Here is a 17,112-nt window from a genome sequence, read left to right as displayed (position 1 = left end):
AAAAGCACAGCAACACATTTCTATCTGAAGCACAGAGCTCCAAATGTGGGAGCGGGCTTGCCCGCGAAGGCGGTGTGTCAGCTACACATGAGTTGACTGATCCACCGCCTTCGCGAGCAAGCCCGCTCCCACAAGTTGATCGAGTTTAGCTCTCAAGATCGGGTGGTCTGTCAGACTGCCAAGCGCTGCTTTTCTGCAGGCGCTGGGCCCTTAGCCTTTCAGTGCCAGGTCGATCAGTTCATGCAGTTCTTCAACCGGCAGCGGCGCACTGGCAAACAGGCTGCGATACACCGTGGGCGCGGCGATCAGGTTGAGCAACCGGTCCAGGCTCGGCAGTACGTCGTGGGTGCTCTGGTAGCGGTCGAGAATGACCTGCATCTGGCCCATCAGGATGTTGCTGCAGTAGTCCCGGGGATGGCTGCACTGCACGTCGCGCATCATGTTGCGCCCAAGCTCGGAACTCATTTCGTCCAGGTATTGCTCGCCCCACGCACGCAAATCGCCGCGCAGGCTGCCGGTGTTGGCGGGTTCACTGTCTGGGCGCAGGCGTTCCAGCGCCACGTCGGCGAGCAGCGCAGACAAGTCGCCCCAGCGGCGGTAGATGGTCGACGGCGTGACGCCCGCACGCGCAGCGATCATCGGCACGGTAACGCTGGAACGCTCATGGGCTTCCAGCAATTCGCGCGCGGCGTTATGCACTGATTCTTGAACCCGGGCACTGCGGCCCCCCGGGCGAAGGCCTTCTTTAATCGCCATGCGTAAAACCTTAACACAAAGAATTTGCTTTAAGCGCTTGCGAGTAGCACACTCTGCAAAAGCAAAATATTAGCTTTAGCGGAGTGTGCACATGTCTAGCGTCATTTCTCAACGTTCCAGCCTGGCGTTCCTGGTCATCACGATGTTGACCTTCCTGGCTGCGTCCAGCGCGCCGACGCCGTTGTATCAGGTGTATCAGGACAACCTGCATTTCTCCGCAGCAATGCTGACGGTGATCTTCGGGGTATACGCCGTGAGCTTGCTGGCGGCGCTGTTGACCGTCGGTTCGCTGTCGGACCACGTGGGGCGCAAGCCGGTGATTTTCGCCGCGCTGTTGCTGAATATTGTGGCGATGCTGCTGTTTATCAATGCTGACAGCACCGCCTACCTGATTGCCGCCCGGGCGCTGCAAGGTTTCGCCACGGGCACGGCTACCGCGGTGCTGGCGGCGACGCTGTTGGACACCGACCGCCTGCGCGGGCCGATGCTCAATAGCCTCGCGCCGCTGTTGGGCATGGCCTGCGGTGCCTTGGGCAGTGGCTTGCTGGTGGAATACGCGCCACGCCCGACCCAATTGATCTACTTCACGCTGCTGGGCCTGATGGTGCTGCAGGCGCTTTATGTGTGGCGCTTGCCGGAAACCGTCAGCCGCCTGCCGGGTGCCTTGAGGTCGCTGGCGCCCACTCTGCATGTCCCCGCGCAAGCGCGTCGGGCCTTGTGGCTGGCGATGCCGCTGAATGTGGCGGTGTGGGCGCTGGGCGGGTTCTTTTCATCCCTGGCGCCTTCGCTGGTGCGGGCGGCGACCGGTTCGACCTCGCACTTGATCGGCGGCGGCCTAGTTGCAGTCGTGACCTTAAGCGGTGCGGTGATGATTTACAGCCTGCGCGATCACCCGGCAGACAAGGTCATGCGTCTCTCCGCGGTCCTGCTGGCGGTGGGCGTGGCGTTGTTGCTGGTTGCGGTGCAGAGCGCCAGCCTGTGGCTGTTCTTTGTTGCCAGTGTGATTGCAGGCTTCGGTTTCGGCGGCGGGTTCATGGGCAGTGTGCGCAGTATCGTCAGCCTGGCGTTGCCCCATGAGCGGGCCGGGTTGATGTCGGCTTTTTATGTGCTGAGCTACCTGGCGTTCTGCGTGCCGGCCCTGCTGGCGGGCAACCTGAGCCGCGTGTTTGGCCTGATCGCCACCACCGATGGTTATGGCGCAGTGCTCATCGTATTGGCGCTCGGCGCGCTGGCAGGCTTGCTGATCCAGGGGGCGGCGCGAGCCAAGGCAACGGTTTAGCTCGAGTGTCTATATTGGCAAAGTAGATAACAGATAGAGATATTACCCGTTATATAGATATTCAATCCGGTTCTATGATGATCTCAACCTCATGCGAGGAAGAGGATTGCCAACATGACCTGCTCAACTGCCATCACCTACAAACCCTTCAGTCACCTGGCCCGTCCACGGGAAGTGATTCGTCAGTTCACGCCCAACTGGTTTGCCGCCACCATGGGCACCGGTGTGCTGGCCCTTGCGCTGGCTCAAGTGCCGACCCACTTGCCCGGCTTGCACACCATTGCCGAAGGGCTGTGGATGTTCACCGTCGGCCTGTTCGTGCTGTTCAGCGTGTTGTACGCGGCCCGCTGGCTGATGTTTTTCCACGAGGCGCGGCGGATTTTCGGGCACTCCACCGTCTCGATGTTCTTTGGCACCATCCCCATGGGCCTGGCGACGATTATCAATGGCTTGCTGCTGTTTGGGCTGCCGCGCTGGGGCGCCGATGTGGTGCCGTTGGCCGAAGCCTTATGGTGGCTGGACGTGGCGATGGCCCTGGCCTGCGGCGTGCTGATCCCATTCATGATGTTCACGCGTCAGCAGCACAGCATCGATCAGATGACCGCCGTGTGGCTGTTGCCGGTGGTCGCCGCTGAAGTCGCTGCCGCCAGCGGTGGCCTGCTGGCGCCGCACCTGGCCGACGCTCACTCGCAACTGGTGATGCTGGTGACCAGCTATGTGCTGTGGGCGTTTTCCCTGCCGGTAGCCTTCAGCATCCTGACCATCCTGATGCTGCGCATGGCCTTGCACAAACTGCCTCACGCCAACATGGCCGCGTCCAGCTGGCTGGCCCTCGGCCCTATCGGCACCGGTGCATTGGGCATGTTGCTGCTGGGCGGCGACGCACCGGCGATCTTCGCGGCCAACGGTTTGCCAGGCGCCGGGGAGATGGCCAACGGCCTCGGCCTGGTGGCCGGCATTACCCTGTGGGGCTTTGGCCTGTGGTGGATGCTGATCGCCGTGTTGATCACCCTGCGTTACCTGCGCGCCGGCATTCCGTTCAACTTGGGCTGGTGGGGTTTTACCTTCCCGCTGGGGGTTTATGCCTTGGCCACACTGAAGCTTGCGAGCCTGCTGCACCTAGGGTTCTTCAGTGTGTTCGGGTGCGTGCTGGTGGTGGCGTTGGCGCTGATGTGGCTGATCGTTGCCACGCGCACCGTGCAGGGCGCCTACAAAGGTGAGCTTTTTGTATCGCCATGCATTGCAGGACTAGGGAATAAGTAAGCGGGATTAGGTAAAGTCGTGGCCTGTCTTTTTATAAAAAATCGGCAATCAAGCCTACCAGGCCACGCAGGAACACGGACGATGAGCCACCCCTCACAATTTACCTTGCTGCGCACACGGCGTTTCCTGCCGTTTTTCATCACCCAGTTGCTGGGCGCCTTCAACGACAACATCTTCAAGCAATCACTGATCCTGGCCATTCTCTACAAGCTCACCATCGACGGTGACCGCTCGATCTGGGTCAACCTGTGCGCGTTGTTGTTTATCCTGCCGTTCTTCCTGTTCTCGGCGCTGGCCGGGCAATTCGGCGAGAAATTCAACAAGGACGCATTGATCCGCGCGATCAAGATCGGTGAGATCGTGATCATGAGCGTCGGCGCCACCGGTTTCCTGTTCAATCACCTGGAGCTGATGCTGCTGGCGCTGTTTGCCATGGGCACGCACTCGGCGCTGTTCGGGCCGGTGAAGTATTCGATCATGCCCCAGGCCCTGCACGACGATGAATTGGTGGGCGGTAACGGTCTGGTGGAAATGGGCACGTTTCTGGCGATCCTGGCCGGCACCATTGGCGCCGGGATCATGATGTCTTCGACCCATTACGCACCGGTCGTGGCCGTGGCAATTGTCGGTGTGGCAGTGCTGGGTTACTTGGCCAGCCGCAGCATTCCGCGCGCGGCGGCGTCTACCCCAGGGCTGCGCCTGAACTGGAACATATTCAGCGAATCGTGGGCCACCTTGCGCCTGGGCCTGGGGCAGACCCCGGCGGTGTCACGTTCGATTGTCGGCAACTCGTGGTTCTGGTTTGTCGGCGCGATCTACCTGACGCAAATCCCGGCCTACGCCAAGGAGTGGTTGTACGGCGACGAAACTGTGGTGACCTTGATCCTCACGGTGTTCTCGGTCGGTATCGCTCTGGGCTCGATGCTCTGTGAAAAGCTCTCCGGGCGTAAGGTGGAAATCGGCCTGGTGCCCTTTGGCTCATTTGGCCTGACAGTGTTCGGGCTGCTGCTGTGGTGGCACTCCGGCGGCTTCCCGCAGAGTGCTCAGGAACATGACTGGCTCGGCGTACTCGGCTACGGCCAGGCCTGGTGGGTGTTGTTCGATATCCTCGGGCTGGGCGTGTTCGGCGGCTTTTATATCGTGCCGCTGTATGCGCTGATCCAGTCGCGCACCGCCGAAAACGAGCGTGCGCGGGTGATCGCGGCCAACAACATTCTCAATGCGCTGTTCATGGTGGTGTCGGCCATCGTGTCGATCCTGCTGTTGAGCGTGGCCAAGCTGTCGATCCCCGAGTTGTTCCTGGTGGTGTCGCTGCTCAATATCGCGGTCAACACCTACATCTTCAGAATCGTCCCCGAGTTCACCATGCGTTTCATGATCTGGCTGCTCAGCCATTCCATGTACCGCGTGGAGCACCGCAACCTCGAGCTGATTCCGGATGAGGGCGCGGCGTTGCTGGTGTGCAACCACGTGTCGTTTGTCGATGCGCTGTTGATCGGCGGTGCAGTGCGTCGGCCGATTCGCTTTGTCATGTACTACAAGATCTACCGTTTGCCGGTGCTCAATTTTATCTTTCGCACTGCGGGGGCGATTCCGATTGCCGGGCGTCACGAGGATATCCATATCTACGAAAAGGCCTTCGCGCGGATTGCCCACTACCTGAAGGAAGGCGAGTTGGTGTGCATTTTTCCGGAAGGCAAGCTCACCGGGGACGGTGAGATGAATGAGTTCCGCGGGGGCGTGACGCGCATTCTGGAAGAGACGCCGGTGCCGGTGATTCCCATGGCGTTGCAGGGCTTGTGGGGGAGTTTTTTCAGTCGCGATCCGAACAAGGGGTTCTTTCACCGGATCTGGTCGCGGGTGGTGCTGGTGGCGGGTGAGCCGGTGACGGTCGAGGCCGCGACGCCTGCGCAGTTGCAGGAGCGGGTGGGGGTGTTGCGCGGGACTGTCAGGTAGTTTTTTACTGACTGTTCGGGCCTCTTCGCGAGCAAGCCCGCTCCCACAGTTGACCGAGTTGTTCAAGCGAACGCGGTTTAATGTGGGGGCTGGCTTGCCTGCGATAGCGACAGTGAATTAGGCGCTAATCTTAAGGCCAATCAGCCCGCAGATAATCAACGCCACACTGGCCAACCGGAACAACGCCATGGACTCGCCAAACAGGATGATCCCGGCGATCACCGTGCCCACCGCGCCGACACCGGTCCAGATGGCATAGGCGGTGCCCAGCGGCAGTTCTTTCATGGCAAGGCCCAGCAGGCCGAGGCTGATGGCCATGGCGGCAATCGTCAGGGCGGTGGGCAATGGCTTGCTGAAACCATCGGTGTACTTCAAACCGACCGCCCAGCCCACTTCAAACAGCCCGGCAAAAAACAGGATGATCCAGGACATGATGACCTCTCTTCTAAAAGTGGGGTCGTCCCCTGGAATAGCGCTCGACAGCGTCGCGGGGTCGTCCCCGCGAAGCTCGGTAGAGTGCCGAATATCGATCTGGTGATCAAGTTTGCGGCGTGTTTTCCAGTACGCGGCGGTCTTCCTTTTCGCTCATGCGGCGGAAGTAGGTCGACAGCAACGCCCCGGAAATATTGTGCCAGACGCTGAACAGCGCACTGGGTACCGCCGCCAATGGCGAAAAATGCGCACTGGCCAACGCGGCGCCCAGCCCGGAGTTCTGCATGCCGACTTCCAGTGCCAGCGACTTGCGCTGGGCCAGTGGCAGTTTGAACAACCGGCCGGTGAAGTAACCCAGCAAGTAGCCGAAGCTGTTGTGCAGCATCACCACGGCCATGATCAACAGGCCTGATTCAGCGATCTTGGCCTGACTCGCCGCCACCACGGCCGCAACGATGATCACGATGCTCACCACCGACACCAATGGCAGCACGTCCACCGCATGACGCACGCGCTCGCCGAGCACACGCTGTGCGACCACGCCGAGCACGATCGGCAGCAGCACCACCTGCAGGATCGACCAGAACAACTCCATGAACGACACCGGCAGCCAGGCCGACGCCAGCAGCCAGATCAGCGCCGGCGTGAGCAGTGGGGCGAGAAGGGTGGTAACGGCGGCAATCGCCACCGACAACGCCAGGTCACCACGGACCAGCCAGGTCATCACGTTGGACGAGGTGCCGCTTGGGCAGCACCCGACGAGGATCACGCCGACGGCAATTTCCGCCGGCAGGTGAAAGGCCTGGCACAGCAACCACGCCACGCCCGGCATGATCACAAAGTGCGCGACCACGCCCAGGGCCACACGCCACGGGTGGCGGGCAACCTCGGCGAAATCTTCAAGTTTCAAGGTCAGCCCCATGCCAAACATCACCAGGCCCAGCAGCGGCACAATGGCGCCTTTCAGGCCAATGAACCAGCCGGGCTCGAGGAAGGCGAGCACCGCGAAAATCAACACCCAGTAGGCGAAGGTATTGCCGACGAAGCGGCTCAAGGCGGCGAGTGCGCGCATGGGGATGTCCTTGTTATTAGAGTGTTCGGGAGAGCAGCGCGATCAAATGTGGGAGCTGGCTTGCCTGCGATGCAGGCACCTCGGTTTGTCAGTAACACCCAGGTGATGCTATCGCAGGCGAGCCAGCTCCCACATTGACCGTGCCCGTATAAGGCCTGTGTTGCGTTTAGATGCCTTGTGGGGTTTCTTCGCCGCCCAGTGCCTCAACCAGCGCCGGCAGAAATTCGCCGAACGTCAGCATCATCAGGGTAAAGCTGGCGTCCAATTGGCCCAGGGCTTCGTCACCGCCGTCCTGTTCGGCCTGGTCTTGCAGCAGGTCTTCGAACTTCAGGCGCTTGACGGTCATCTTGTCGTCGAGCATGAAGGACAACTTGTCCTGCCAGGCCAGTGACAGTTGGGTCACGACTTTGCCGGTGGTCAGGTGCAGCTGGATTTCTTCACCGGTCAGGTCCTGGCGCTTGCAGCGCACAATGCCGCCGTCTTCATGGGTGTCGCGCAGTTCGCATTCGTCGAGGACGAAGAAGTCATCGGCCGGTTTCTGCGTGGTGACCCAGTCGGTCATGATCGCGGTTGGCGCGGTTTTTACCGTGAGCGGGCGAACGGGCAGGGTGCCAATCACTTCACGCAGGGTCGACAGCAGGTCTTCGGCGCGCTTGGGGCTCGCCGAGTTGACCAGGATCAGGCCTTGCTTCGGCGCGATGGCGGCGAAGGTCGACGAGCGACGGATAAAGGCGCGCGGCAGGAAGGCCTGGATGATTTCATCCTTGATCTGGTCGCGCTCCTTTTTGTAGACCTTGCGCATTTGCTCGGCTTCGATCTCTTCGACTTTCTCTTTGACTGCGTCGCGCACCACGCTACCCGGCAGGATGCGTTCTTCCTTGCGCGCGGCGATCAGCAGGAAGTCACCGCTGACGTGAACCAGGGGAGCGTCTTCACCTTTACCAAAAGGGGCGACGAAACCGTAAGTGGTCAACTCCTGGCTTGCACAAGGGCGCGCCAGTTTGGTGGCCATGGCCGCTTCCAACGCCTCGGCATCAACAGGCAGATCTTGGGTCAGGCGATAGATAAGCAGGTTCTTGAACCACATGGGGTGAGTCTCTCCTTTATACAAAGGGGGGCATTATTCTCTTGATAGCGCTCGAGGCCAACCCTGCCTAAGCCATTGGAAGGGCTGAAAAAAAAGATTTAAGAAAGTGCTTGCCAGACCTAGGGTCGCTCCGTAGAATGCGCGCCACACCGAAACGAAGGGTGATTAGCTCAGCTGGGAGAGCATCTGCCTTACAAGCAGAGGGTCGGCGGTTCGATCCCGTCATCACCCACCATTCGCTTCAAGTGTTACGCGCAGCGGTAGTTCAGTCGGTTAGAATACCGGCCTGTCACGCCGGGGGTCGCGGGTTCGAGTCCCGTCCGCTGCGCCATATTCGGTAACCTGGAACGCTGAACGCCAGGTCACCACGGAAAGCCCGCTCATTGAGCGGGCTTTTTGCTGTCTGGGGTGTGCGAAACCTCAAAAAACGCCGCCGATCATTTCCGATGATCGGCGGCGTTTTTTATTGGCCGGTTAGAAATCCCAGCGCACGCCACCGCTGACGGTCAACTTGTCCAGGTTGGCCTTGAGTTTGTAGGTGGGGATTTTTGCGTCCTGGTCATCACGCACGATCTTGTGGGTATAGCCGGCCTGCAGCTGCCAGCCGGCGCCAGCGCGCCGGCCATTTCCAGTTCATAACCTTGGTCACCGCCTTGGTGCCTTTGAAGGCATAGTGGGTCGGGGTCGGCGCCTGGTTGTTGTAATCGTCGTCGGACACCGAGCGATTGTTTTCGTGGATTTCGAAATAGGCTGCGCTGGCGTTCAGGCGCTCATCGAAGAAATCTGCCTTGGGGCCCAACTCGCAAGGCTCGCGTTTGCGGGCCAGAAGCCCGGTTTTCCGGGGGCGTGCGCTGCGCTTGAGAAAATATTTCAAATAAAGTGCATTTAAATCAAGACATTGCGAATTTTTGGTGTATGATGCCGCCCACACCGAAAGTGAAGGGTGATTAGCTCAGCTGGGAGAGCATCTGCCTTACAAGCAGAGGGTCGGCGGTTCGATCCCGTCATCACCCACCATTCGCTTCAAAGTGTTACGCGCAGCGGTAGTTCAGTCGGTTAGAATACCGGCCTGTCACGCCGGGGGTCGCGGGTTCGAGTCCCGTCCGCTGCGCCATATTTGCTTCCACTAAGGCCCATTGAGCGCCTGGAAGCCACGGAAATAGCGGCCTTGAGCCGCTTTTTTCGTTTTCTGAATTCCGCTGGAATTCCATCTCCAGCCACGGTTTTTAAGTACACATTTAAGTACACATTTAAGTACACCGCTGGCACAGCCTTTTAAGATTCCTTGCGCATCAATTTTCGTATTGGTCCGTCTACCGCTGAGTTGTATTCCCCTCCTTGATGCAAAAGGAGGTGTCTGATGGCGCTGACAGATACAGCGATCAAGCAAGCCAAGCCCGCCAGCAAGCCTTATACGTTAACCGATGGGGATGGCTTATCTATGCAAGTGCCACCGACAGGTTCGAAGCGCTGGCATTTCCGTTTCTATTGGCATGACAAGCAATTGCGTATTTCCCTCGGCATCTATCCAGGCGTCAGTCTCAAGGAGGCTCGTCAGCGGAGAGAGGCGGCACATGCGCTGGTGGCCAACAATATCGATCCCCGGCGCCGAGCGGCAGAAAGCCCCTCACGCCGCCAACAACACGTTTGAAGCGGTTGCCTATCGCTGGCATGAGTTCCGAAGTAAAAAGTTGACGAAAAGTAAGGCTTCTTTATGTGTCTTCTTTGGCCGAGGGTCGACAGCTGACCTGCTATTGGATGCGGACATCACGTCGCTCTTTGATGGGCGCTGATATTTCTGGGACACCGGATTGCTGACCGACGGGTGCTCGGGCTAATTTGAACCTCAAAGGGGGATATGGGTTGTCGACAAGACCTGGCGCAACCCCATGAACGAGCGAATCTGGCGAACCCCGGGCAGGTAAAGCAATTGCTCCGCATGGAGCCGGTTGAAACTGTTGCTGTCCTTGGTGCGCAGCAACATGAAGTAGTCGAACTCCCCTGTCACCACATGGCACTCCATGCAGCCGGACACTTTTTGTGCCGCCGCCTCGAATGCAGCGAAGGATTCCGGTGTGGAGCGGTCCAGTACCACGCCGATCAAGACCACCATCCCCGCATCCAGCGCATCATTGTCCAGCAGGGCGACGATGCCCTTGATCAGGCCGGCCTGTTTGAGCCGTTCGACGCGCCTGAGGCAGGCCGGTGCACTCAATTTCACCTTCTCTGCAAGCGCCACGTTGGAGATGGAAGCATCTCGCTGCAGGGTCTTGAGAATGGCGCGGTCGGTTCGATCCAGCGGCTGCGGCAACGGGACTGTTTTGCCCTGCTTCACTTGAGTATTTGTTGCGTTCATATGGATTTATACGCAATTAAAGTATGTTTAGTGTTTCTTATGAAAAATTATGTTTCTTTATCTAATAGAAATTTGCAACACATATTTTTCGAACTCTTCTTAATATTGAACTCATCGAAGCCCCTCTGAAAGAGCCTGGAACGCAGCCTCTTTTGCCTTTCGGTCTGGCGCTTGGATACTCAATAAACAAGGAGCAGAGTCATGAACCTGAATCGTTTTAAACGTTATCCGCTGACCTTCGGTCCTTCTCCCATCACGCCCTTGAAACGCCTCAGCGAACACCTGGGCGGCAAGGTCGAGTTGTATGCCAAACGCGAAGACTGCAACAGTGGCCTGGCCTTTGGCGGCAACAAGACGCGCAAGCTCGAATACCTGATTCCCGAAGCACTCGAACAGGGCTGCGACACCCTGGTGTCCATCGGCGGGATACAGTCGAACCAGACCCGTCAGGTCGCCGCCGTCGCTGCCCATCTGGGCATGAAGTGTGTGCTGGTCCAGGAAAACTGGGTGAACTACTCCGATGCGGTGTATGACCGCGTCGGCAATATCGAGATGTCGCGCATCATGGGTGCGGATGTACGACTGGACGCCGCCGGGTTCGACATTGGCATCCGGCCCAGCTGGGAGAAGGCCATGAACGATGTGGTGGAGCGGGGCGGCAAACCCTTTCCGATCCCTGCGGGGTGTTCCGAACATCCCTACGGCGGCCTTGGGTTTGTCGGCTTTGCCGAGGAGGTACGGGAGCAGGAAAAACAACTGGGGTTCAAGTTCGACTACATCGTGGTCTGCTCCGTGACCGGCAGTACCCAGGCCGGTATGGTCGTCGGTTTCGCCGCGGACGGCCGTTCGAAGAACGTTATCGGCATTGATGCCTCGGCCAAGCCAGAGAAAACCAAGGCACAGATCCTGCGTATCGCCCGGCACACCGCAGAACTGGTGGAATTGGGCCGCGAGATCACCGAAGAGGATGTGGTGCTCGACACACGCTTCGCCTATCCGGAATACGGTTTGCCTAACGACGGTACGCTGGAAGCCATTCGCCTGTGCGGGAGCCTGGAAGGTGTGCTGACCGATCCGGTGTACGAGGGCAAATCCATGCACGGGATGATTGAAATGGTCCGCCGTGGCGAGTTCCCCGAAGGTTCGAAAGTGCTTTACGCGCACCTGGGTGGGGCGCCTGCGCTGAATGCCTATAGCTTCCTGTTCCGCAACGGCTGATTAACGCCAATCACCTGTAGGAGCGAGCTTGTTCACGGAGCGGTGGGTCAGTCGGCATCAATATTGAATGTCACGACCTCATCGTCAGATCGCCGTCCGGAGCAAGTGGCTCCTACCAAACCGCCGGGAGTACCGCCATGCATGCGATATCGCAATCTGCAGTCTGGATCAAGCAACCTTCGGCGGATGCCGGAGTGGTCATCGTTACCAGCGCCGCGTTGCCCCAATACATGATCGACAAGCTGCACGTAGCGATAGATGACTGGGACCAGGTGGCTTATCTAGCCATCAAGCAATCCGAGGCGTTGAGGGTCGACTGGTTACGGGCCGGGTCTAGCCCGGAGAACTCTGCCGGGGGCGATGCGTGTTTCGTCAGCCAACTGTTGTGCTCCGTCTCCCACGGAAGCTTTTTACTGGATGTCGAAGTTGGCATGGTGTCTGGCCTGACCTGGCTGGGATCCGTCTGCGGCCACCCGCTGCGCGTCGTCGAACTTGGAAAAATAGCCTCATCCACGGCGGCGATGGATCAACAGGTTGAAGAGGTGTTATCGGCGGCCCGCAGCCTGGCGAAAAGCCTGCTGCAGGCGCGGGGCGTGATTTAACCAATGCCCTCGTCAACCCGCCTGTTGCAACAAGAAAGGCAACGCATATGAGCCAAACTGCCGATTGTCGTAGCCACGCAATGAAGTGGGTGCGCGAGCCTTCAAGTTGCACGCGTATCGTGGTCATCGTGTGCGGACTTGATAGCGACCATATTGATTTGATCCATCAGGGTTTCAGCTGTTTTGACAATGTTGCGCTGATCCATGTCGATACGGTGAACACCGCGCCTGGCAAACGCGTCGAAGTGCGAGTGGCCAAGAGTGACTACTGTTTTGTGGTGCTCGGTGAACTTGATGAGGGTTTATTGCACGACCTTTCCATTGGTCAGTCATGCATCTACCCGATAGCACCCGACGAGGCGGCTGATCGTTCCGTCATTGCGGCAGTAGAACAGGTTAAAAGCCTCGCCCGAGTGAGCCATTCGCGCCTCCTTGAAGTGATACCCGACACCAGCAGAAGTTGCCTACGGGCCTGTCTGATACCCTGACCCCGGCGATTCGTAGAGACCCATTACCTCAAACGCTGTCGCCGACAGCCAGAATGGTCGCCACCAACGCCAGGGCGCGAGGCACCAGCGTGTCCAGTTCCAGGTATTCACGATCAGTGTGGACCTTGCCACCCACTGGGCCCAGGCCACACAGGGTTGGAATGCCCAGGCTGGCGGTGAATCCGGAGTCGGCGCAACCGCCGGTGAACTCGCCTTCGACGCTGAAACCCAGCGCCAGCGCTTTTTGCTGGTAGATGTGCAGCAGGCGTTCGCTGTGATGTGCTTCCATCGGTAGAAAGGTTGTCGCTTCCTTGAGGATGGCGCTGGTGCCGATCAGTTCTTCTTCTGCGACGATGGCCTGGATTGCGGTGAAGATCTGGTCCCAGTGCTTGAGTTCGATAAAGCGCACGTCCAGCCGGACGCAGGCGCTAGGCGCGACGGTGTTGCTGGAGGTGCCACCGGATATCAGGCCTACGTTCGTGGTGATGCCTGCCGGGTAATCGGTCAAGGCATGGAGCTTGACGATCTTGCGCGCCAGGGCCTCGATCGCGCTGGCTCCGTCGGCATGGTTGACCCCCGAATGTGCCGCGCGGCCGCTGACTTCGATGATCAGCGTGGCACCGCCCTTGCGTGCGCTGACCACGTTACCGCTGGCCCGGCCGGGCTCGGTATTGAGCACGGCGCGGGCGGCTCGGGCGGCCTTTTCGATATGGGTTCTGGCGCTGCCGGAGCCGATTTCTTCGTCACCGGTGTACAGAACCTGCACCGGATAGGGCAACCGACCGGCGCGCTTGAGTGCCTTGAGAGCGAAGCAATTGAGCACCAGGCCACCTTTCATATCGGCGACACCAGGGCCATAGGCGAAATGGGTGTCGCGGCTGTAGCCGCGAGTCGTGGTGGTACCTTTGGGGAAAACCGTGTCGCGATGGCCCAGCAGCAACACCGGCTTTCCAGATTCGCCTGGCACTTCGGCGAGCATCACGTCGCCAAAACCATCGACCGGTATACGCTTGAGCAGGATGCCGTCGGCTTCCAGTTCAGCCGCGAGCAGCGCGCCCACAGCGTCGACGCCCGCCTTGTCATAGCTGTTGGAGTCGGTGTCGACGATGCGCTGCAGCAGCGTTTCCATGGCTTGGCGCTGGTCAGCCAGCCAGTCCAGCGCCTGTTGCGCAGAGGCGCTCATTGCGCCCGCTCCCGTAACTGATGTTCCTGGGTCAGGCGTGCGGCGTCGTTGCCCAGGTCCCAGAACAGCCCGGCCATGATTTGCAGGCTTTCCTTGACCACCGGTGCCAGCAAGTGCTCGTTCGGCGCATGTTGCGAGCATGCAGGGTACGAGTGCGGCACCCACAATGTTGGCAGGCCGAGCACGTCCGCGAACACGTCGTTGGGCAGCGAGCCGCCGAGGTTTGGCAGCAGCGCAGGCTTTTTGCCGGTGGTCTGTGCCAGGGAGCTGAGCGCCCAACTGACCCACGGGCTTTGCGGATCCAGCCGAGTGGCATGCATCACATCGATGCGGCTTTGCTTGACCTCGACATTGCTGAAACCATGAGCATCCAGGTGGGCACGTACAGCCGGGATAAAGGTCGTGTAGTCGCTGTTTACCACGAAGCGGATATGGCAGTGGGCGTTGGCCTTGCCAGGGATCGCATGCACAGGGGCGTCCGGGTTGCCGGTCTTGAAGGCGATGACGTCGAGGGTGTTCCAGCCGAACACCTTTTCGCTCAGCGAGAGCTGCGGGTTACCCCAGTTGGCGTCGATTTCCGGATCGCCCGGTCCGCCACCGACGTCAATATCGGCCAGTGCCTGCCGCACCGGCTCCGGCAGTGTCTCGGGCATCAGGCCCGCAACTTTCACCCGACCGTGTTCATCGACCATGCTCGCGATGGCATTGGCCAGAATAATGCCGGGGTTGGCCAGCAACCCGCCCCAGTTGCCGGAGTGATGAGCGCCTTCGCGCAAATTGACCACCAGCTCGAAGTTGAATACACCGCGTGAGCCGAGAAAAATCGTCGGGCGTGATGCCGCCAGGCGCGGGCCGTCCGAGGCGATGAAAACATCCGCCGCGAGCTCTTTACTGTGTGCGGCACAGAACGCATTCAAGCCCGGCGAGCCTTCTTCTTCGCCCATTTCCAACAGCAGCTTGACATTGAAACCCAGCTTGCCGTCGCGAGCCTTGAGCGTTTGCTCCAGCGCGGTCAGGTTGATCAGGTGCTGGCCTTTGTTATCCGCCGTGCCGCGGCCGTACCAGCGATCGCCTTCGACCGTGACTTGCCACGGCGACAAGCCTTCACGCCATTGCGCTTCATAGCCGCGCACCACATCACCGTGGCCGTAGCTGAGCACGGTCGGCAGTTCTGGATGTTCAATGCGTGTGGCGATCAGGAAGGGGCCGCGTTCTGCCACCGGGTTGTTATAGACCATGACGCTGAAGCCCATCGCCTCGACATGCGGGGTGATGAAATCATTGAGGTAGCGATACAGCTCGGGCTGGCTGTCCGCTGCCTGGCTTTCGGTGTGCAAGGCGACGCTACGTTCGAGCAGCTTAAAAAAATCGCCGTTGTCGAATTGCTCTGTGGTGTTGCTGATGGCCAGTGAACGACTCATGAGTGGATAAGCTCCAGTGTTTGGGCAGAATTGTCGTGAAGGTGGCAACGCACGTTGCCGCCGATAAGCGGACCATTGGCCGGATAGGCCGTTGTGCAGGGGGTGAAGCAGCTCGGGCAGCGCGGATGAAAGGCGCAACCGGACGGCGGTGACATGGGGTTGGGGAAGGTGCCGTGCAGGCCGATTTCAGGAATGCCCAGGCGCGGATCGGGCGTGAGCACCGAATCCAGCAAGGCGCGGGTATAAGGGTGGCCGGGGTTGGCGAACAACGATTCGCGAGTGCGTTCTTCGACGATGCGCCCCAGATACATCACTGCGACCCGGTCTGCGAGGTGTTCGATGACCGCCAGGTTATGGCTGATCAGCAGATAGGTCAGGCCGAATTCGCGCTTGAGGTCTTGCAGCAGATTGAGGATCTGCGCCTGCACCGACACATCCAGCGCTGATGTGGGCTCGTCGCAGATCAATACATCAGGGCGCATGATCAGCGCCCGGGCAATCGCCACCCGCTGGCGTTGCCCGCCAGACAGCTGGCTCGGGTAGCTGTCGATCACCCGCTTGGGCAGGCCGACCACATCAAGCATCTCTTCGGTCTTCTTGCGTCGCTCGGCGGTGCTGCCGATGTCATGCACGATCAGCGGCAGGGTGACGATTTCGCGCAGTGTCTTGCGTGGGTTCAGCGAGGAGTACGGGTCCTGGAAAATCGGCTGGATATGCCGGGACATTTCTTTGCGATCAGTCGCCGCCAGATGTTTGCCATTGACCAGCACATCGCCGCTGGTAGGCGGCAACAGACCGAGCAGCATCTTGGCCAGGGTACTTTTGCCGCAACCGGACTCGCCCACCAGACCCAGGGTCTCGCCACGCATCAGGCGCAGGGAAACGCCGTCCACGGCCTTCAGGGTGGCGGCGGGTTTGAAAAAGCCCTTGTTGATCCGAAACTCGCGGCGAATGTCACACAGCTCTAAAGCGATGTCTTTTTTCATGACCTTGCACGCTCCTGAAGGCGAATCGGTGCCGGGTTCGGTGCGGCGAGCAGGCAGCGCGCCATGTGCCCGTCCTGTTCGACTTCGGGGATGTTTTGCGCGCAGTCCGGTGTCGCCTGGCTGCAACGATTGCGGAACGCACAACCTTGCTGTTCGCCTACCAGACTCGGCACAAGGCCCGGAATCGAACCCAGCGCCTCACCCGGTTTAGTCCGGCCAGGGATTGGAATACTCGCCAGCAGACCGCGGGTGTAAGGATGCTGCGGGTTCTCGAACAGTTGCAGGGCAGGGGCGGTTTCGACGATTTCCCCGGCATACATCACTGCGACCCGATCGGCGATTCGTGCCACCAACCCAAGGTCGTGGGTGATAAAGATCACCGCCAGGCCGAGTTCTTTCTGAATGTTGCGAATCAAGCGCAGGATCTGCGCTTGAATAGTCACATCCAGTGCCGTGGTTGGCTCATCTGCGATGATCAGGTCCGGTTCGCACATCAACGCCATGGCGATGATTACCCGCTGGCGCAAACCGCCAGACAATTGATGCGGATACTGACGCAAGCGCTCGGTCGCATTGCTGATACCGACTTTCTCCAGCATCTGCGCGGCGCGAGCCAGGGCATCCTTGCGCGACACCTTGCGATGCTGAGTCAGTACTTCGCTGAGCTGATCGCCAATGCTGTAGGCGGGGTTCAGCGAGGTCATGGGTTCCTGGAAGATCATCGCCAGACGGTTGCCGCGCAGGTCGCACATGCGCCGCTCGCTCTGGTTTAGCATGTCGATACCGTCCAGCGTCAGCCGTGACGCGGTGCGTTTGGCCTTGCGTGGCAACAGGTCCATCAGCGCCAGTGAGGTCAGGGATTTGCCGCAGCCGGATTCGCCGACGATGCACAGCATTTCACCGCGCTCGACTTCAAAATTCAGACCGCGCACGGCATGCAGCATGTCATCCGGTGTCGGGCTGTTGCCCATTGGAATGTCCACGCGCAGGTTTTCCACATGGAGTAGTGCCAT

At 59.6% G+C, this 17,112-nt stretch carries 16 protein-coding genes, 4 tRNA genes and 1 pseudogene; 11 read left to right on the top strand and 10 right to left on the bottom strand.

Annotated features, from left to right (window positions below):
- Positions 1-210: 210 nt before the first annotated feature.
- On the bottom strand, positions 211-756 hold the full coding sequence (locus L8K08_RS00385; RefSeq protein WP_242193642.1) for a TetR/AcrR family transcriptional regulator: 546 nt from the start codon (positions 754-756) through the stop codon (positions 211-213).
- Between the two features lie 91 nt (positions 757-847).
- Between L8K08_RS00385 and L8K08_RS00380 the strand changes: the two genes are divergently transcribed.
- From L8K08_RS00380 to L8K08_RS00370, 3 genes are all read left to right on the top strand, one after another.
- Positions 848-2,035, top strand: coding sequence for an MFS transporter (locus L8K08_RS00380; RefSeq protein ID WP_242193640.1), 1,188 nt, complete (start codon positions 848-850; stop codon positions 2,033-2,035).
- 114 nt (positions 2,036-2,149) lie between these two features.
- A complete protein-coding gene (locus L8K08_RS00375; RefSeq protein WP_242193639.1) occupies positions 2,150-3,298 on the top strand; it encodes a TDT family transporter in 1,149 nt (382 codons plus the stop codon).
- Between the two features lie 81 nt (positions 3,299-3,379).
- Complete coding sequence (locus tag L8K08_RS00370; RefSeq protein ID WP_242193637.1) at positions 3,380-5,254, top strand: MFS transporter; 1,875 nt, start codon at positions 3,380-3,382, stop codon at positions 5,252-5,254.
- 117 nt (positions 5,255-5,371) lie between these two features.
- Here L8K08_RS00370 and sugE read toward each other — a convergent pair whose 3' ends face one another.
- The 3 genes from sugE to rdgC form a co-directional block, all read right to left on the bottom strand.
- Positions 5,372-5,686, bottom strand: coding sequence for a quaternary ammonium compound efflux SMR transporter SugE (gene sugE, locus L8K08_RS00365; RefSeq protein WP_010166396.1), 315 nt, complete (start codon positions 5,684-5,686; stop codon positions 5,372-5,374).
- Positions 5,687-5,792: 106 nt separating this feature from the next.
- Positions 5,793-6,758 (bottom strand): bile acid:sodium symporter family protein, encoded by a 966-nt coding sequence (locus L8K08_RS00360; RefSeq protein WP_242193635.1) that lies wholly within the window; start codon positions 6,756-6,758, stop codon positions 5,793-5,795.
- A 166-nt stretch (positions 6,759-6,924) separates the two neighbouring features.
- Positions 6,925-7,845, bottom strand: a complete 921-nt coding sequence (rdgC, locus tag L8K08_RS00355; protein WP_119735561.1) for a recombination-associated protein RdgC — start codon at positions 7,843-7,845, stop codon at positions 6,925-6,927.
- Positions 7,846-8,004: 159 nt separating this feature from the next.
- Here rdgC and L8K08_RS00350 point away from each other — a divergent pair.
- Together L8K08_RS00350 and L8K08_RS00345 are read left to right on the top strand one after the other, a co-directional pair.
- A tRNA-Val gene (locus L8K08_RS00350) sits at positions 8,005-8,080 on the top strand.
- 19 nt (positions 8,081-8,099) lie between these two features.
- A tRNA-Asp gene (locus L8K08_RS00345) sits at positions 8,100-8,176 on the top strand.
- Positions 8,177-8,328: 152 nt separating this feature from the next.
- Here L8K08_RS00345 and L8K08_RS00340 read toward each other — a convergent pair.
- Positions 8,329-8,647, bottom strand: a pseudogene (locus L8K08_RS00340) (TonB-dependent receptor); the annotation flags it as partial.
- A 139-nt stretch (positions 8,648-8,786) separates the two neighbouring features.
- Between L8K08_RS00340 and L8K08_RS00335 the strand changes: the two are divergent.
- From L8K08_RS00335 to L8K08_RS00325, 3 genes are all read left to right on the top strand, one after another.
- A tRNA-Val gene (locus L8K08_RS00335) sits at positions 8,787-8,862 on the top strand.
- 20 nt (positions 8,863-8,882) lie between these two features.
- A tRNA-Asp gene (locus L8K08_RS00330) sits at positions 8,883-8,959 on the top strand.
- A 246-nt stretch (positions 8,960-9,205) separates the two neighbouring features.
- On the top strand, positions 9,206-9,496 hold the full coding sequence (locus tag L8K08_RS00325; protein ID WP_242193631.1) for an Arm DNA-binding domain-containing protein: 291 nt from the start codon (positions 9,206-9,208) through the stop codon (positions 9,494-9,496).
- Positions 9,497-9,691: 195 nt separating this feature from the next.
- Here L8K08_RS00325 and L8K08_RS00320 read toward each other — a convergent pair whose 3' ends face one another.
- Complete coding sequence (locus L8K08_RS00320) at positions 9,692-10,201, bottom strand: Lrp/AsnC family transcriptional regulator (RefSeq protein WP_242193629.1); 510 nt, start codon at positions 10,199-10,201, stop codon at positions 9,692-9,694.
- A 201-nt stretch (positions 10,202-10,402) separates the two neighbouring features.
- Here L8K08_RS00320 and L8K08_RS00315 point away from each other — a divergent pair, with 201 nt between their 5' ends.
- The 3 genes from L8K08_RS00315 (at position 10,403) to L8K08_RS00305 (ending at position 12,509) form a co-directional block, all read left to right on the top strand.
- Positions 10,403-11,419, top strand: a complete 1,017-nt coding sequence (locus tag L8K08_RS00315) for a 1-aminocyclopropane-1-carboxylate deaminase (protein WP_145166150.1) — start codon at positions 10,403-10,405, stop codon at positions 11,417-11,419.
- Between the two features lie 137 nt (positions 11,420-11,556).
- Entirely contained in the window at positions 11,557-12,021 is a 465-nt protein-coding gene (locus L8K08_RS00310; RefSeq protein ID WP_242193628.1) for a transketolase, read from the top strand.
- Between the two features lie 47 nt (positions 12,022-12,068).
- Complete coding sequence (locus L8K08_RS00305) at positions 12,069-12,509, top strand: hypothetical protein (RefSeq protein ID WP_242193627.1); 441 nt, start codon at positions 12,069-12,071, stop codon at positions 12,507-12,509.
- Between the two features lie 28 nt (positions 12,510-12,537).
- Here L8K08_RS00305 and L8K08_RS00300 read toward each other — a convergent pair whose 3' ends face one another.
- The 4 genes from L8K08_RS00300 to L8K08_RS00285 are packed head-to-tail and all read right to left on the bottom strand — an operon-like array spanning position 12,538 to position 17,112.
- Entirely contained in the window at positions 12,538-13,692 is a 1,155-nt protein-coding gene (locus L8K08_RS00300) for a M20 family metallopeptidase (protein ID WP_242193626.1), read from the bottom strand.
- Positions 13,689-15,113, bottom strand: a complete 1,425-nt coding sequence (locus L8K08_RS00295; RefSeq protein ID WP_242193625.1) for a M20 family metallopeptidase — start codon at positions 15,111-15,113, stop codon at positions 13,689-13,691. Before L8K08_RS00295 ends, L8K08_RS00300 begins: the two co-directional genes overlap by 4 nt.
- On the bottom strand, positions 15,110-16,099 hold the full coding sequence (locus L8K08_RS00290; RefSeq protein WP_242193624.1) for an oligopeptide/dipeptide ABC transporter ATP-binding protein: 990 nt from the start codon (positions 16,097-16,099) through the stop codon (positions 15,110-15,112). Before L8K08_RS00290 ends, L8K08_RS00295 begins: the two co-directional genes overlap by 4 nt.
- The gene (locus L8K08_RS00285) at positions 16,096-17,112 is read right to left on the bottom strand and encodes an ABC transporter ATP-binding protein (RefSeq protein ID WP_242193622.1); all 1,017 of its coding nucleotides are present in this window, start codon (positions 17,110-17,112) and stop codon (positions 16,096-16,098) included. The genes L8K08_RS00290 and L8K08_RS00285 overlap by 4 nt, the downstream gene beginning before the upstream one ends.

The sequence above is a fragment of the Pseudomonas sp. TREG-RG-20F-10-E-6-01 genome, from assembly GCF_022662455.1.
In the GTDB taxonomy this organism is placed as follows: domain Bacteria; phylum Pseudomonadota; class Gammaproteobacteria; order Pseudomonadales; family Pseudomonadaceae; genus Aquipseudomonas.
Note: the sequence above shows the minus strand (reverse complement) of the source record. Positions and strands in the feature narration are given on the sequence as shown.

Bases quoted from the DNA above. Each gene is read 5' to 3' on its own strand.
- rdgC (WP_119735561.1), bottom strand. From the start codon at position 7,845: ATGTGGTTCAAGAACCTGCTTATCTATCGCCTGACCCAAGATCTGCCT.
- L8K08_RS00295 (WP_242193625.1), bottom strand. From the start codon at position 15,113: ATGAGTCGTTCACTGGCCATCAGCAACACCACAGAGCAATTCGACAAC.
- L8K08_RS00315 (WP_145166150.1), top strand. From the start codon at position 10,403: ATGAACCTGAATCGTTTTAAACGTTATCCGCTGACCTTCGGTCCTTCT.
- L8K08_RS00300 (WP_242193626.1), bottom strand. From the start codon at position 13,692: ATGAGCGCCTCTGCGCAACAGGCGCTGGACTGGCTGGCTGACCAGCGC.
- L8K08_RS00290 (WP_242193624.1), bottom strand. From the start codon at position 16,099: ATGAAAAAAGACATCGCTTTAGAGCTGTGTGACATTCGCCGCGAGTTT.
- L8K08_RS00320 (WP_242193629.1), bottom strand. From the start codon at position 10,201: ATGAACGCAACAAATACTCAAGTGAAGCAGGGCAAAACAGTCCCGTTG.
- L8K08_RS00305 (WP_242193627.1), top strand. From the start codon at position 12,069: ATGAGCCAAACTGCCGATTGTCGTAGCCACGCAATGAAGTGGGTGCGC.
- L8K08_RS00385 (WP_242193642.1), bottom strand. From the start codon at position 756: ATGGCGATTAAAGAAGGCCTTCGCCCGGGGGGCCGCAGTGCCCGGGTT.
- L8K08_RS00285 (WP_242193622.1), bottom strand. From the start codon at position 17,112: ATGGCACTACTCCATGTGGAAAACCTGCGCGTGGACATTCCAATGGGC.
- L8K08_RS00310 (WP_242193628.1), top strand. From the start codon at position 11,557: ATGCATGCGATATCGCAATCTGCAGTCTGGATCAAGCAACCTTCGGCG.
- L8K08_RS00375 (WP_242193639.1), top strand. From the start codon at position 2,150: ATGACCTGCTCAACTGCCATCACCTACAAACCCTTCAGTCACCTGGCC.
- L8K08_RS00360 (WP_242193635.1), bottom strand. From the start codon at position 6,758: ATGCGCGCACTCGCCGCCTTGAGCCGCTTCGTCGGCAATACCTTCGCC.
- L8K08_RS00325 (WP_242193631.1), top strand. From the start codon at position 9,206: ATGGCGCTGACAGATACAGCGATCAAGCAAGCCAAGCCCGCCAGCAAG.
- sugE (WP_010166396.1), bottom strand. From the start codon at position 5,686: ATGTCCTGGATCATCCTGTTTTTTGCCGGGCTGTTTGAAGTGGGCTGG.
- L8K08_RS00370 (WP_242193637.1), top strand. From the start codon at position 3,380: ATGAGCCACCCCTCACAATTTACCTTGCTGCGCACACGGCGTTTCCTG.
- L8K08_RS00380 (WP_242193640.1), top strand. From the start codon at position 848: ATGTCTAGCGTCATTTCTCAACGTTCCAGCCTGGCGTTCCTGGTCATC.